Annotated in this window: 13 protein-coding genes; 6 read left to right on the top strand and 7 right to left on the bottom strand. The window is 68.4% G+C overall.

Features of this window, described 5'->3' with window-relative positions; all coding sequences use genetic code 11:
• Positions 1 to 460: 460 nt before the first annotated feature.
• From ACYAF3_RS16425 to ACYAF3_RS16415, 3 genes are all read left to right on the top strand, one after another.
• A complete protein-coding gene (locus ACYAF3_RS16425; protein ID WP_003106063.1) occupies positions 461 to 940 on the top strand; it encodes an Lrp/AsnC family transcriptional regulator in 480 nt (159 codons plus the stop codon).
• A 201-nt stretch (positions 941 to 1141) separates the two neighbouring features.
• The gene (locus tag ACYAF3_RS16420; protein WP_003093125.1) at positions 1142 to 1351 is read left to right on the top strand and encodes a DUF2788 domain-containing protein; all 210 of its coding nucleotides are present in this window, start codon (positions 1142 to 1144) and stop codon (positions 1349 to 1351) included.
• Positions 1352 to 1451: 100 nt separating this feature from the next.
• On the top strand, positions 1452 to 1844 hold the full coding sequence (locus tag ACYAF3_RS16415) for a globin (RefSeq protein ID WP_003161871.1): 393 nt from the start codon (positions 1452 to 1454) through the stop codon (positions 1842 to 1844).
• Positions 1845 to 1877: 33 nt separating this feature from the next.
• Here the strand turns inward: ACYAF3_RS16415 and ACYAF3_RS16410 are convergent, their stop codons facing one another.
• Entirely contained in the window at positions 1878 to 2447 is a 570-nt protein-coding gene (locus ACYAF3_RS16410; RefSeq protein WP_474727914.1) for a pseudouridine synthase, read from the bottom strand.
• Positions 2448 to 2585: 138 nt separating this feature from the next.
• Here ACYAF3_RS16410 and ACYAF3_RS16405 point away from each other — a divergent pair, with 138 nt between their 5' ends.
• On the top strand, positions 2586 to 3671 hold the full coding sequence (locus ACYAF3_RS16405; RefSeq protein ID WP_003161870.1) for an MBL fold metallo-hydrolase: 1086 nt from the start codon (positions 2586 to 2588) through the stop codon (positions 3669 to 3671).
• Here the strand turns inward: ACYAF3_RS16405 and ACYAF3_RS16400 are convergent.
• From ACYAF3_RS16400 to ladS, 6 genes are all read right to left on the bottom strand, one after another.
• A complete protein-coding gene (locus ACYAF3_RS16400; RefSeq protein ID WP_003161869.1) occupies positions 3629 to 4195 on the bottom strand; it encodes an SEC-C metal-binding domain-containing protein in 567 nt (188 codons plus the stop codon). The two genes, ACYAF3_RS16405 and ACYAF3_RS16400, sit on opposite strands and share 43 nt — an antisense overlap.
• Positions 4196 to 4345: 150 nt before the next feature.
• A complete protein-coding gene (amn, locus tag ACYAF3_RS16395; protein WP_073636993.1) occupies positions 4346 to 5845 on the bottom strand; it encodes an AMP nucleosidase in 1500 nt (499 codons plus the stop codon).
• 54 nt (positions 5846 to 5899) lie between these two features.
• Complete coding sequence (locus ACYAF3_RS16390; protein WP_003093139.1) at positions 5900 to 6331, bottom strand: PaaI family thioesterase; 432 nt, start codon at positions 6329 to 6331, stop codon at positions 5900 to 5902.
• A gap of 11 nt (positions 6332 to 6342) precedes the next feature.
• On the bottom strand, positions 6343 to 7992 hold the full coding sequence (locus tag ACYAF3_RS16385) for an acyl-CoA dehydrogenase family protein (protein ID WP_003114325.1): 1650 nt from the start codon (positions 7990 to 7992) through the stop codon (positions 6343 to 6345).
• Complete coding sequence (locus tag ACYAF3_RS16380) at positions 7989 to 8636, bottom strand: TetR/AcrR family transcriptional regulator (protein WP_003093144.1); 648 nt, start codon at positions 8634 to 8636, stop codon at positions 7989 to 7991. Before ACYAF3_RS16380 ends, ACYAF3_RS16385 begins: the two co-directional genes overlap by 4 nt.
• A 105-nt stretch (positions 8637 to 8741) precedes the next feature.
• Entirely contained in the window at positions 8742 to 11129 is a 2388-nt protein-coding gene (gene ladS, locus ACYAF3_RS16375; protein ID WP_023082764.1) for a hybrid sensor histidine kinase/response regulator LadS, read from the bottom strand.
• A gap of 210 nt (positions 11130 to 11339) precedes the next feature.
• On the opposite strand from ladS, the gene ACYAF3_RS16370 reads away from it, so the two are divergent.
• Both ACYAF3_RS16370 and thiE read left to right on the top strand, forming a co-directional pair.
• Complete coding sequence (locus ACYAF3_RS16370; protein WP_023088074.1) at positions 11340 to 12137, top strand: hydroxymethylpyrimidine/phosphomethylpyrimidine kinase; 798 nt, start codon at positions 11340 to 11342, stop codon at positions 12135 to 12137.
• A 10-nt stretch (positions 12138 to 12147) separates the two neighbouring features.
• On the top strand, positions 12148 to 12777 hold the full coding sequence (thiE, locus tag ACYAF3_RS16365) for a thiamine phosphate synthase (RefSeq protein ID WP_003093148.1): 630 nt from the start codon (positions 12148 to 12150) through the stop codon (positions 12775 to 12777).
• The last annotated feature ends 37 nt before the right edge of the window (positions 12778 to 12814 follow it).

Below are 12814 nucleotides of genomic sequence, written 5' to 3'. Positions count from 1 at the left end.
TCATCGTCTGCCTCGCCCCGGGCCTGGTCGCCCGGCCACGTTCGAATGATCCCGGGAACGACTTTCCGCCGTTTTCCGCCAAGGGTGGGTAAACGCCGGGTAAAGAATGGGTAAAAGCGCGGCACGGGCCGGATCGCGGACAAAGAAAAAGGGAGGCCCGTCGACCTCCCTTCTGGGGTAACTGTCCTGGCTCGGCGCTGTTGGCGACGGCTCACCTCACTCCACCTTCTGGGCGGTGTGCAACCCGGAGGCCGGCGCAACCCTGTAGGGTCGGCGGCCACGGCTGGCCTGATTGGGCGAGCCGTGATGGACGAGATGTCCGGGCCGTGAATCTGGGTAAAAGAATACGTCGCCAGGCGCGACCAATGATTGCTAATATTGCTCACCAGAACCTTGATTGCGCAATAAATCACTCAAATTCACCTTGCCGATGGCAATCAACCTGAAAGAAATCCTCGCCATGAACAAACTCGACCGCTACGACCTGCGTATCCTCGAAGAACTCCAGCGCGACGCACGCATCTCCAACCAGGAACTGGCAGAACGGATAGGCCTGTCGCCATCGCCCTGTTCGCGACGGGTCAAGCAGCTCGAGGACGACGGCTACATCGTCCGCCAGGTAGCCTTGCTGGACCGCAAGAAACTCGGCCTGAGCCTCACCGCCTTCGTCCTCATAGGCATGGACCGACACACCCCGGAACGCTTCGAACATTTTCAGGAAGTCATCGGCAAATGCCCGGAAGTGCTGGAGTGCAGCCTGGTCACCGGGATGGACGCGGACTACCAGTTGAAGGTCGTGGTGCCGGACATGGACCATTACCAGAAACTCCTGCTGGGTACCCTGACGCGCATCGAGGGGGTCTCCAGCGTGCGCTCCAGCTTCGTCCTCAACCAGGTGCTGGCGAGTACCGAACTGCCGCTGGAGCACCTGCGCGATTGATCGTAGCGAGACCTGGGACATGACACGGAACAGGCGGCATGCCGTATAATCGGCAGCCTGTTTCAGTTGTCATGCCCGCGTGGCCCCCGCATATAAAGAGCAGCCTGCTCGTAGAACGATAAACGCCTTGCCCGCCCCCCATGGCACGCTCCGTCCGACCGCGAGCCGGACTTCGTTTGCTTGAAAATCCGGAGGTTGCCAATGGATCCCGAACTGTTCGAAGAGTGGATGATGACCGGTCTGGTGACCGTGCTTATCCTGTTCATGGCTTTCATCGTGTGGGACCTGGCGAAGAAGTCGAAAGCCGGCAAGTTCGGAACCCTGATCCTGTTCTTCGCCCTCGGCCTGGGCGTACTGGGCTTCATCATCAAGGGCCTGGTCATCGGCAGCCTCGAAGGCGCGGGCATGTAACCCCGGCGCCACGCGCGTCATCCAACCACTCGTAATCATCCGCCGGCCCCGGCCAACGGGGCCGGCTCGCCTTGCCATTGCCTAGAACAAGGGAGTCGCCATGAACGCCGCCGACCGCGTCATGCAGAGTTATGGACGCTGCTGTGCCAGCACCGGATTCTTCGATGATTTCTACCGGCATTTCCTTGCCAGTTCCCCGCAGATTCGCGCCAAGTTCGCCACCACCGACATGACTGCGCAGAAACACCTGCTGCGTGCCGGAATCATGAACCTGGTGATGTACGCCCGCGGCATGTCCGACAGCAAGCTGCGCGCCCTCGGCGCCAGCCATTCGCGCGCCGCGCTGGATATCCGCCCGGAACTCTACGACCTGTGGCTGGACGCCCTGCTGATGGCGGTCGCCGAGCACGACCGCGACTGCGACGCCGAGACCCGCGACGCCTGGCGCGAAGTGATGGGTCGCGGCATCGCCGTGATCAAGTCGTACTACTGATCGTTCCGCGCCCGCTGGACGACGCCCCTCTCGTCAGTCCAGCCGCGCCGGCACTTCCCGCCATTCCCCGAGGCCCAGGCCGTCCAGGCTCCAGGGGCCGATCCGCACCCGCACCAGCCGCAGCGTCGGCAAGCCCACCGCCGCCGTCATCCGCCGTACCTGGCGATTGCGCCCCTCGCGAATCACCAGTTCCAGCCAGTGGGTCGGCACCGACTTGCGAAAACGCACCGGCGGCACCCGCTCCCACAACGTCGGCTCATCCAGCAGACGCGCCTCGGCGGGCAGCGTCGGGCCGTCGTTGAGCGTCACGCCCTCGCGCAGGCGCCGCAATTGCTCCTCGTCCGGCGTGCCTTCGACCTGCACCCAGTAGGTCTTCGGCAGCTTGTGCCGGGGGTCGGCGATGCGCGCCTGCAGGCGACCGTCGTTGGTCAGCAGCAACAGGCCCTCGCTGTCGCGGTCCAGGCGCCCGTCCGGATACACGCCCGGCACCGGGATGAAGTCCTTGAGGGTCGAGCGCCCTTGCTCGTCGTTGAACTGGGTCAGTACGTCGAACGGCTTGTTGAACAGCAGCAGCTTCGGCTCGCTCGGCGGCGCCTTGGCCACCCGGCGTGGCGCAGGGCGGACGGGATGACGCGGGGAAGGACGCGGGGGACGGGACATGACTGGAAACGAGTTGGCTTGATCGGGGTACCGGGCGGCATGCTAGGTTGTCCGAGAGCCTGACCGCAAGAGCATCCCCTCATGCCCTCCCTGCGTCCCACCTGGCTGATCAGCCTGCTGACCCTGGCCGGCTGCGCTGGCAGCGCCTATCAGGGTCCGCCTTCGGACCATTTCGACGGCGAACGTTTCCGCAATATCCAGCCGACCGCGCACAAGAGCCTGCGCGACCTGCTCAAGTGGCAGTGGAACCGCCCGCCGCAACGCCCGTGGTTCGCCCTGCCGCCGACGGCAACGCCGCCAAGGGTGAACGAGCGCGCCCGCGGCGAAGAACTGCGGGTCACCTACATCAACCACGCCACCCTGCTGATCCAACACCGCGGCCTGAACATCCTCACCGACCCGGTCTGGTCGCAACGGGTCAGCCCGCTCGCCTTCATCGGCCCGAAGCGCCACCATCCGCCCGGGTTGACGCTCGACCAGTTGCCACCGATCGACCTGGTGCTGGTGAGCCACAACCACTACGACCACCTCGACCTGGAAACCCTGCGCCAGCTCCACCGGCGCTGGCCGACGGCCAAGGTGGTCAGCGGCCTGGGCAACGCCGGGCTGATCCGCCAGACAGGTTTCGCCGACGTCGTGGAGATCGACTGGTGGCAGGCCGTGCCGCTGGGCGCTGGCCTGACGCTGCATGGCGTACCGGTGCAGCACTGGTCGTCGCGCACCCGCAGCGACACCAACCGCACGCTCTGGCTCGGCTTCGTCATCGACTCGCCGGACGGCCCGCTGCTGTTTCCCGGCGATACCGGGCTCGGCCCGGAGTTCGGGCTGATCCACCAGCGCTTCGGGGCGATGCGTTTCGCCGCCCTGCCGATCGGCGCCTACGAGCCGCGCTGGTTCATGCGCGACCACCACATGAATCCCGACGACGCGGTGCAGGCCCATCGCACGCTGCAGGCGCAGACCAGCATGGCCATCCACTTCGGTACCTTCAATCTCACCGACGAACAGCAGGACGACCCGCCCAAGGCGCTCCAGGCGGCGCTGCGCAGCCAAGGCGTGGACCCGGCGACCTTCGGCACGCCGAAACCCGGCGAGCAGTGGCGCGTCGCACCGCGCAACGTCGCTCAGGAGGCCGGGGCCACCAGGCGGGAGCAGCAGTTGCGGTAGCGCTTGCCGCTGCCGCACGGACAAGCCTGGTCGCCACGGCCGCCCAGGGCCAGCCAGCTTTCCAGGCGCGCGGCCATCCCGGCCAGGCGCTCGCGGGCCTCGTCGTCCAGGCCGGCGCGGGCCAGTTGGCGCCGCAGGCCGAGGTAGTCTTCCAGCAGGACATCGCGGCTGAGCGCCTGGTACTGGTCGGCCAGCGGCACGCCTTCGTAGCGCCGCTGCGGGTCGGCCAGGAAAGCGATGGCGCCCGCCTGCGGCAGGACATTCCAGAGGTTGCCGCGCGGATCGCGCCAGCAAGCGCTGAAACGCGCGCGCAGGGCCAGGCCGCGCCATTCTTCCAGGATCCAGCCGTCGACCCGCTCGCCGCCGAGGGCTTCGACCGCCCGACCGACCGAGAACCACGGTTCGCCGGCCAGGCTTTCCGGCATCGGCAACGGCGCTGCCACTTCCGGCGCGGCATCGGGCACCAGGCGGCGGGCGAAGCGACGGAGCGGGTTGCTGAGATGAGTGGGGGCGCTGAACGGCATGGGGCTCACATCGATGGCAGGCGTGGTCGTTCCGACCGGCAGAAGGCGCCGCGGTTCCACGCAGGGCGAAGGGCCGTCATTGTAGGGCCTCGGCGCCGCGAGGCGTAGAAGCGCGCCGCGGTTTCCGCACGGAAACCGCGGCGCGTCCGATCAACGGAACGGCGGCTCGTCGAAACTCCGCAGCTTGCGCGAGTGCAGCGAGTTGAGCTGGCTGCGCAACAGGTCGAGGGCGGCGATGCCGATCCGCAGGTGCTGGTTCACCGCGCGCTCGTAGAAGGCGTTGGCCGAGCCGGGCAGCTTGATCTCGCTGTGCAGCGGCTTGTCCGAGACGCACAGCAACGTGCCGTAGGGCACCCGCAGGCGGTAGCCCTGGGCGGCGATGGTGCCGCTCTCCATATCCACCGCGATGGCCCGCGCCAGGTTGATCAGTGGCCGCTCCTGGGCCCAGCGCAGCTCCCAGTTGCGGTCGTCGTAGGTGAGCACGGTGCCGGTGCGCAAGCGTCGCTTGAGCGACTCGCCGCGCTCGCCGGTGACTTCGGCGGCGGCTTCCTGCAAGGCGACCTGGACCTCGGCCAGCGCCGGGATCGGGATGTGCGGCGGCAGCGCGCGGTCGAGGATGCCGTCGCGGCGCATGTAGGCGTGCGCCAGCACGTAGTCGCCGATGGTCTGCGACGGCCGCAGGCCGCCGCAGTGGCCGATCATCAGCCAGCAGTGCGGACGCAACACCGCCAGGTGGTCGGTGATGTTCTTCGCGTTGGACGGGCCGACCCCGATGTTGACCAGGGTGATGCCGTCGCCATCGGCGGCGATCAGGTGGTAGGCCGGCATCTGGTAGCGGTGCCAGACCACCCCGGCGACGATGGCGTTGGCCTCGCCTTCGTCCATCCCGCGCTCGATGATCACGTTGCCCGGCAGGACCATGCGCACGAAGCGCGGGTCCTCGCGCAGGCGGGTCAGGCCGAGGCGGATGAACTGGTCGACGTAGCGGTGGTAGTTGGTCAGGAGGATCCACGGCTGCACGTGGCGCCAGTCGCTGCCGGTGTAGTGCACCAGGCGGCGCAGGGAGAAGTCCACCCGCGCGGCGTCGAACAGCGCCAGCGGCAACTGGTCAGCGCGTTCCCATTCGTAGAGGCCGTCGGCGATGTCGTCGGAAGCGGCGGACAGGTCGGTGCTGGGGAACACCCGCGCCAGCTCGGCGGCGGTCACCCCGGAGCCGGCCAGCTCATCGCCCTGCTCGACCACGTAGGGATAGGGGATGTCCTGTTGGCTCGGGCCGACCTGCACCTGCACGGTGAAATCGTCCATCAGCGGACGCAACTGTTCCAGCAGGTACTTGCGGAAGGCGTCGGGGTGGGTGACGGTGACGCTGTATTCGCCCGGCACCTGGACCTTGGCGTAGGCGCGGGTGGTGGACGGCACCTCGCCCTGGCAGCGGTAGCCGATGCGCAGTTGCGGGTAGTGGAAGTTCTGCCGCTCGGCCTCGCTCGGCTCGATGCGCTCCTTGATGTAGCGCTTGAGCGCCTGGCTCAGCGCCGCGGTGGCCTGGCGGTGCAGCTCGGCAAGACGGTCGACGGCCTCCTCGGCCGTGCGGGCGACGACGAACCCGTCGTCGGAATCGATACTCATGGTGGGCTTCCTGTCGGTTCGCATGGAAAACATCTTGCCTGTACCGACAGGAAAACACAGCGCTTTTCTCCCGTTACCTCATTCGGCCAGCGCCACCACCGCCATGGTCACGGTGGCCTTGCTGAACAGGTGCCGCCGCCCGTCCCGCTCGGCGAACACCTCGGCCTCGACCACCGTCACCTGGCGCCCGGCCTTGAGCACCTCGGCGCGACACAACAGGCGCTGGCAAAGCGCCGGGCGCAACAGGTTGAGCTTGAACTCCAGGGTCAGCACCGTCTGCCCCTCCTCCACCAGGGTCGCGGCGGCGGCCCCGGCGGCATGGTCGGCCAGGGTCGCCTGGACCCCGGCATGGATGAAGCCGTTCTGCTGGGCGTGGCGGGGCAGGATGTCCAGCCCCGCTTCGACCCAACCCGGCCCGCAGTCCAGCGGACGGATGCCGAGGTCGCCGACGAAACTGGCCGCGGCGAAGCCCTGCTCGACCAGCTCCCGGTAGCGCGGATGCGCCTGCATCGCGACGCGCCTCAGGTCAGGTGCGGGGTGGCGCGAGCCAACAGCGCCTCGACCTCGACGCCGCGCGGGAGGGTGCCGTAGACACGCCCGCCGTCCCCCAGGCGACTGCCGATGAAGGCGTCGGACACCGCGGAGTTGCCGGCTTCCAGCAACAGCTTGGCCTGCAGGGCGATCGCCACGTCCTCGGTGAGCTGGCGGGCGCGGTACTGGATGTCGGCGGTGTCGGCGAAGGCCGCCTTGAGGTTGCCGATGTGCGCGGCGAGACGGGCGTCGCCATGGCCGTCGCCCAGTTCGGCGAACAACGCGTCGAGCACCCCCGGCTCCTTCGACAGGGCACGCAGCACGTCCAGGCACTGCACGTTGCCGGAACCTTCCCAGATCGAGTTCACCGGGGCCTCGCGGTACAGCCGCGGCAGGATGGTTTCCTCGACGTAGCCGGCACCGCCCATGCATTCGGAGGCTTCGTTGATCATCGCCGGGGCACGCTTGCAGATCCAGTACTTGCCCACCGCGGTGACCAGGCGGGCGAACTTCTCCTCCTGCTCGTCGTGGGCACGGTCCAGGGCATGCCCCATGCGCAGGGTCAGGGCCAGCGCCGCCTCGCTTTCCAGGGCCAGGTCGGCGAGCACGTTCTGCATCAGCGGTTGCTCGGCCAGCACCCGCCCGCCGACCTTGCGGTAGGCACAGTGGTGGGCGGCCTGGGTCAACGCCTGACGCATCAGTGCGCTGGAGCCGATCATGCAGTCGAAGCGGGTCATGGCGACCATCTCGATGATGGTCGGCACGCCACGGCCCTCCTCGCCGACCATCCAGGCCAGGGCGCCGCGATACTCGATTTCGCTGGAGGCGTTCGACCAGTTGCCCAGCTTGTCCTTCAGGCGCTGGATGTAGAACTGGTTGCGGCTGCCGTCCGGCCGGTGGCGCGGCAGCAGGAAGCAGGTCAGGCCCTTGTCGGTGTAGGCCAGGGTGAGGAAGGCGTCGCACATCGGCGCCGAGCAGAACCACTTGTGCCCGACCAGTTCGTAGGCCTGCCCCGGCCCGGGAATCCCCACCGGGTAGGCCCGCGTGGTATTGGCCCGGACGTCGGTGCCGCCCTGCTTCTCGGTCATCGCCATGCCGATGGTGACGCCCGCCTTCTGCTCCATCGGCACGTTGCGCGGGTCGTACTCGCGGGAGAGGATCTTCGGCAGCCATTTCTCGGCCAGGTCCGCCTGCAGGCGAATCGCCGGCACGCTGGCGTAGGTCATGGTCAACGGGCAACCGGTGCCGGCCTCCGCCTGGCTGTGCAGGTAGGACAGCCCGGCCCGCGCCACCTGGGCGCCGGGGCGCGGGTCGGTCCAGGGCAGCGAGGGCAGTTCGTGCTCGATGGCGGCGCGCATCAGCTCGTGGTAGGCGGGATGGAACTCCACCAGGTCGACGCGGTTGCCGTAGCGGTCGTGGCTATGGAACTCCGGCTTGTGCTGGTTGGCCAGGAAGCCGGCCGCCATCAGCGGGCCGCCGGCCAGCTCGCCGTAGCGCTGCAGGCGCTCCTCGGCCCAGCCGCCCTGGTAGCGACGCACCCACTCCTGGAGAGGCAGGTCGAGGCGGTAGAGGTTGGCACCATCCAGCGACGGTACCTGGTTGGTCACTTCGTGGGTTTCGGCGTACTGGTGCAGGTTCATGAGGGTTCCTCGCAGACAGGCGCGCCCACCGCGCGCAGGCAGAAGTTCACCAGAGCCGTACTCACCGGCTCCAGACTCGGTTCCGGCTGGCCGCTGTCGCGAGCGGCGCGCGCCGGGGGAGACAAGGGGCCGACCAGCGCCTCGGCGATGGCCCCGACCAGGCAGGCCGCGGCAAGCGGCACCAGGGAAAGCTGGAATGCGCCACTGCGCCGGCCCTCCTCGAGCAGTTCGACGAACAGTGCGGCGTAGGCCTCGCGATAGCGCAGGCGCTGCTCGTCGACTTCAGGATCCACCGGCTCGGCGATCAGGGCGAAGGCCAGCCGCTGGCTGCTCCAGGCGCGCGCGGCAAAGCGCCGCAAGCCCTCGGCCAGGCGCCAGGCGGGCGCGCCGGGACCGCGCAGGACCACGGCCAGGGCATCGACCTCACGCTGGCTGGCGCGGCGGAAGATTTCCGCCGCCAGCTCGCCCTTGCCCCGGAAGTGGCGGTACAGGCTGCCGGTGGCAATCCCCGCGTCGTCGGCCAGGGCCTGCATGGTCAGCGCGGCGAAACCGCCCTCCGCGACACGCCGCAGGCCTAGCTGGAGGATGCGCTCGCGCAGCGCGGAATCGCGTTGCAGGCGGCGTTCGGTGACACGATAGACCATGACTGAATCCGGATTCACTTTTTCCCAGTGAATCACGCTTCAGGCTTTGCCTAAAGAGACATACAGGTCGCGCAGGCCGGCATTTCAGCCAGCCGCGGAACGGCTTCAGGCGGACTTGGTGACGATCGGCTGGCACAGCAGCCAATCGTGCAGCAGGGTCTGCAACTCTTCGAACTTGACCGGCTTGGCCATGTAGTCGCTCATGCCCGCCGCCAGGCAGCGCTCGCGATCGCCGCTGTGGCTGTGGGCGGTCAACGCCAGCACCGGCAGTTCCGCGCAGCCGGGCAGCGCGCGGATCGCCCGACAGGTGGCGAAGCCGTCCATCACCGGCATCTGGCAGTCGAGCAGTACGCCGTCCGGCCGCTCGCGCGCCAGCAACTCCAGGGCCTCGCTGCCGTTGTCGGCGGTGCGCACCCGGTAGCCGAGCTTGAGCAGCATGCCGCGAGTCACCAACTGGTTGATGGCGTTGTCCTCCACCACCAGCACCGTGCACTCCTCGGGACGCCGCACCGCCTGCCCGCCGGCGCGCCGCGGCGGCGGCGCCAGGCCCTGGGCCGGCTGGGTCAGTTGCAGGCGCAGGAGGAAGCGGCTGCCCTGCCCCGGCCGGGACTCGTGGGTCAGCTCGCCGCCAAGCAGTTCCACCAGCTTGCGGCACAGCGCCAGGCCGATGCCGAGGCCTCCGTAGCCACGGGTCAACGAGCTGTCGGCCTGGACGAAACGCTGGTAGAGGTCGCTGCCGGCGGCCATGTCGAAACCGATGCCGGTGTCGATCACTTCCACCCGCAGCGCCACCCCGTCATGGGTACGCCCGGCGGCGACGCGCAGGGTCACGCTGCCCCTGGCGGTGAACTTGATCGCGTTGTCGACCAGGTAGCCCAGCGCCTGGGCCAGCTTGCCGGCATCACCTTCGAGGGTGTCCGGCAGGCTGTCGTCCAGTTGCAGGGCGAAGCGCAGGCCCTTCTCCTCGGCGCGCGGCGCGTACTGCGCGCGCAGGCTGTCGAACAGGCCGCGCAGGCTGAACGGCTCGCGGCGCGGGTAGAGCTTGCCGGCCTGCAGTTCGATGAGGGCGAGGATGTCGTTGACCATCCGCATCATGTCCCGCGCCGAACCGGCGGCGGTGCGCTGGTACTCGGCGAGTTCGACGTCCATCGGCACCGTCTGCATCAGCTCCAGCGAACCGATCACCCCGCTCATCGGGGTGCGCAGTTCGTGGGTGACGGTGGCGAGGAACTCGTCCTTCAGGCGGTTGCTGTTGGCCAGTTCCTGGTTCAGCGCTTCCAGCTTGCGGCTGGACTCCTGGAGGATTCGCGCGCGCTCCTCCTTCATTGCGTTGATCCGGTCGGCCAGTGCCAGCGACAGCAAGCCCACCTCCAGCGCCGAACCGATCTGGCTGGCATACATGGTGAGGAACATGTTCGGCAGGTAGCCGAGGACCATCAGGGTGTTGACGATGCCGCCGAGAAGGAAGGCGGTCCAGGCGATGATGAAATAGCGCGCCACGCGCATGCCGCGCAGCCAGGCGAGGATGCCGGCGGCGAAGATCAGGCCGGTGAAGGCCAGCGCCAGGTAGGTGGCCAGGCGCAGGGCCACGGCGTAGCTCATGGTCAGCGCCATCAGCATGACCAGCGCGCCGACCGCCATCAGCGCCAGCAGGCCGCGGTCGACCCACACGCTGTGGTCGCGGGTATGCAGGAAGCTGCGCGCGAACTGGCAGCCGAACAGCGCCGCCGAACCGATCAGGAATGGCGTGGCGGCGTTCGCCCACCAGGGGCTGTCGGGCCAGAAGTACTCGATGCCGGCGCCGTTCACCGAGACCTGGTAGAGCCCGAACGAAGCGATATAGAGGATGTAGTAGAGATAGCTGGTATCGCGGACGCTGAGGAAGATGAACAGGTTGTAGATCAGCATCACCAGCAGCACGCCATAGATGATGCCGAGCACATAGATGCGTTCGGGCTGCTCCTCCAGGTAGGCCTTGGGCGACCACAGGGTCAGCGGCGCCTGGATCGACCCCTGGCTTTCCAGCCGCAGGTAGACACGCTGCGGCTTGTTCGGCTCGAGGCCGAGTTCGAACAGGTAGTTGTTCTGCCGGATCGGCCGACTGGCGAACGGCAATGTGTCGCCGGTGCGCTGGGCGAGGCGGTAGCCGCCCTGGCCATCGGGCAGGTAGAGGTCGAGCTTGTCCAGCGGCGGATAGGCCAGCTCCAGCAGCCAGGTGCGCGGATCGCTGGAGGCGACCGGCCGGTAGTCCAGGTCCAGGCGCAACCAGAACACCGAGCGCGAATAGCCGGCATTGAGCACGTCCTTGTCATGGCGGCGGAAGCTGCTGTCGATGGCCCGCGAGGTGATGTCGTTGATATCGGCGCTACCGCGCACGTCCTCGAACACGTCGATGGACTGCCCCAGCGGCAGGCGCTCGACCTGCTCGTTGAAGCTCACCGCACCCGCCAGGCACGGCAACGCAATAAGAAAGAGAATCAGCCAGTGCCGCATGATGCCCCGCAGTGCTCCTCGAACGGACCGGGAGCCCCACCTCCCTCGTCATGGTCCGCCCTTGGCGAGCGTTGTATGAATATTCGCCGAACTTTAGCACACGCCACGCCACGTCAGGCCCGGGACGTGTCACGCAGGGCCCGGGCGCGGCGCCCGAAAGGTCGTCCGCGCAGCCGCCACGAAGCGCTTTTAGTGGTAAGCTCACGCGCCATGAAAACACCGACTTCCCGCCCCGTAGTGCTCTGCCTGTCCGGTCACGACCCCAGTGGTGGCGCCGGACTGCAAGCCGACATCGAAGCCCTGCTCGCCCAGGGCTGCCACGCCGCCCCGGCGGTCACCGCGCTGACCGTGCAGGACACCGTCAACGTCAGCGACTTCCGCGTCCTCGACCGCGAGTGGGTGCTGGCCCAGGCCAACGCCGTACTCGCCGACCTGCCCGTCGCGGCGGTCAAGCTGGGTATGCTCGGTTCGCTGGAGATGGTCGACACGGTGGCCGAGATCCTCGCCGCCCACCCGCACTTGCCGGTGGTCTGCGATCCGGTGCTGCGCGCCGGCGGCGGCGGTGCGCTGGGCAAGGGCGACGTCGGCTTCGCCATGCGCGAGCGGCTGCTGCCGCGCGCCACCATCGCCACGCCGAACCTGCCGGAAGCGCGCCTGCTCGCCGACCTGCCCGAGGGCAGCGCCGACCAGTGCGCCGAGCGCCTGCTGGAACACTGCGAGCACCTGTTGATCACCGGCGGACACGGCAACGAAAGCGAAGTGCACAATCGCCTGTACAGCCGCGACGGCAGCCGCCGCACCTTCACCTGCCAGCGCCTGCCCGGCAGCTACCATGGCTCCGGCTGCACCCTGGCCAGCGCCCTGGCCGGTCGCATCGCCCTCGGCGAAGCGCTGCACGGCGCCGTGCAGAGCGCCCTCGACTACACCTGGCGGACCCTGCGCGACGCCGAGAGTCCGGGCCACGGCCAATACGTGCCGCGCCGCCTGCCCACCGACTTCTGTCACTGAGAGCCAGCCGATGAAACTGCGCGGCCTGTACGCCATCACCGATAGCCAGCTACTGGACGACGGCCGCCTGCTGCCCTACGTCGAAGCCGCGCTCCGCGGCGGCGCGCGCCTGCTGCAATACCGCGACAAATCCAGCGACCAGGCGCGGCGCCTGCGCGAGGCGGAAAGCCTGCGCGAACTCTGCGAACGCCACGGCGCGCAGTTGATCGTCAACGACGACGCCGAACTCGCCGCGCGCCTGGGCGTCGGCCTGCACCTCGGCCAGACCGACGGTTCGCTGTCGGCGGCGCGCGCCCTGCTCGGCCGCCAGGCGATCATCGGCGCCACCTGCCACGCCCAACTGGAACTGGCCGAGCAGGCGGTGGCCGAGGGCGCCAGCTACGTCGCCTTCGGCCGCTTCTTCAATTCCAGCACCAAACCCGGCGCCCCCGCCGCCAGCGTCGAACTGCTCGACCAGGCCCGGCCGCGCCTGCACCTGCCGATCACCGCCATCGGCGGCATCAGCCTCGACACCGCGCCCGGCCTGATCGCCCGCGGCGTCGATCTGGTCGCCGTGATCCATGCGCTGTTCGCCGCCGCGTCCGCCGCCGAGGTGGAACGCCGCGCCCGCGCCTTCAGCGCCCTGTTCGAACCTGCCTGACGCCTCCGCGCCTCGCCCGAGAGATAGAGAGCTAGCC

Source organism: Pseudomonas sp. TZ252 (genome assembly GCF_056110345.1).
This window is presented reverse-complemented; position numbering and strand designations above follow the sequence as displayed.

Coding starts and splice junctions, on each gene's coding strand:
- ACYAF3_RS16425 (WP_003106063.1), top strand. CDS start 461: ATGAACAAACTCGACCGCTACGACCTGCGTATCCTCGAAGAACTCCAG.
- ACYAF3_RS16420 (WP_003093125.1), top strand. CDS start 1,142: ATGGATCCCGAACTGTTCGAAGAGTGGATGATGACCGGTCTGGTGACC.
- ACYAF3_RS16415 (WP_003161871.1), top strand. CDS start 1,452: ATGAACGCCGCCGACCGCGTCATGCAGAGTTATGGACGCTGCTGTGCC.
- ACYAF3_RS16405 (WP_003161870.1), top strand. CDS start 2,586: ATGCCCTCCCTGCGTCCCACCTGGCTGATCAGCCTGCTGACCCTGGCC.
- ACYAF3_RS16400 (WP_003161869.1), bottom strand. CDS start 4,195: ATGCCGTTCAGCGCCCCCACTCATCTCAGCAACCCGCTCCGTCGCTTC.
- amn (WP_073636993.1), bottom strand. CDS start 5,845: ATGCGAACCGACAGGAAGCCCACCATGAGTATCGATTCCGACGACGGG.
- ACYAF3_RS16390 (WP_003093139.1), bottom strand. CDS start 6,331: ATGCAGGCGCATCCGCGCTACCGGGAGCTGGTCGAGCAGGGCTTCGCC.
- ACYAF3_RS16385 (WP_003114325.1), bottom strand. CDS start 7,992: ATGAACCTGCACCAGTACGCCGAAACCCACGAAGTGACCAACCAGGTA.
- ACYAF3_RS16380 (WP_003093144.1), bottom strand. CDS start 8,636: ATGGTCTATCGTGTCACCGAACGCCGCCTGCAACGCGATTCCGCGCTG.
- ladS (WP_023082764.1), bottom strand. CDS start 11,129: ATGCGGCACTGGCTGATTCTCTTTCTTATTGCGTTGCCGTGCCTGGCG.
- ACYAF3_RS16370 (WP_023088074.1), top strand. CDS start 11,340: ATGAAAACACCGACTTCCCGCCCCGTAGTGCTCTGCCTGTCCGGTCAC.
- thiE (WP_003093148.1), top strand. CDS start 12,148: ATGAAACTGCGCGGCCTGTACGCCATCACCGATAGCCAGCTACTGGAC.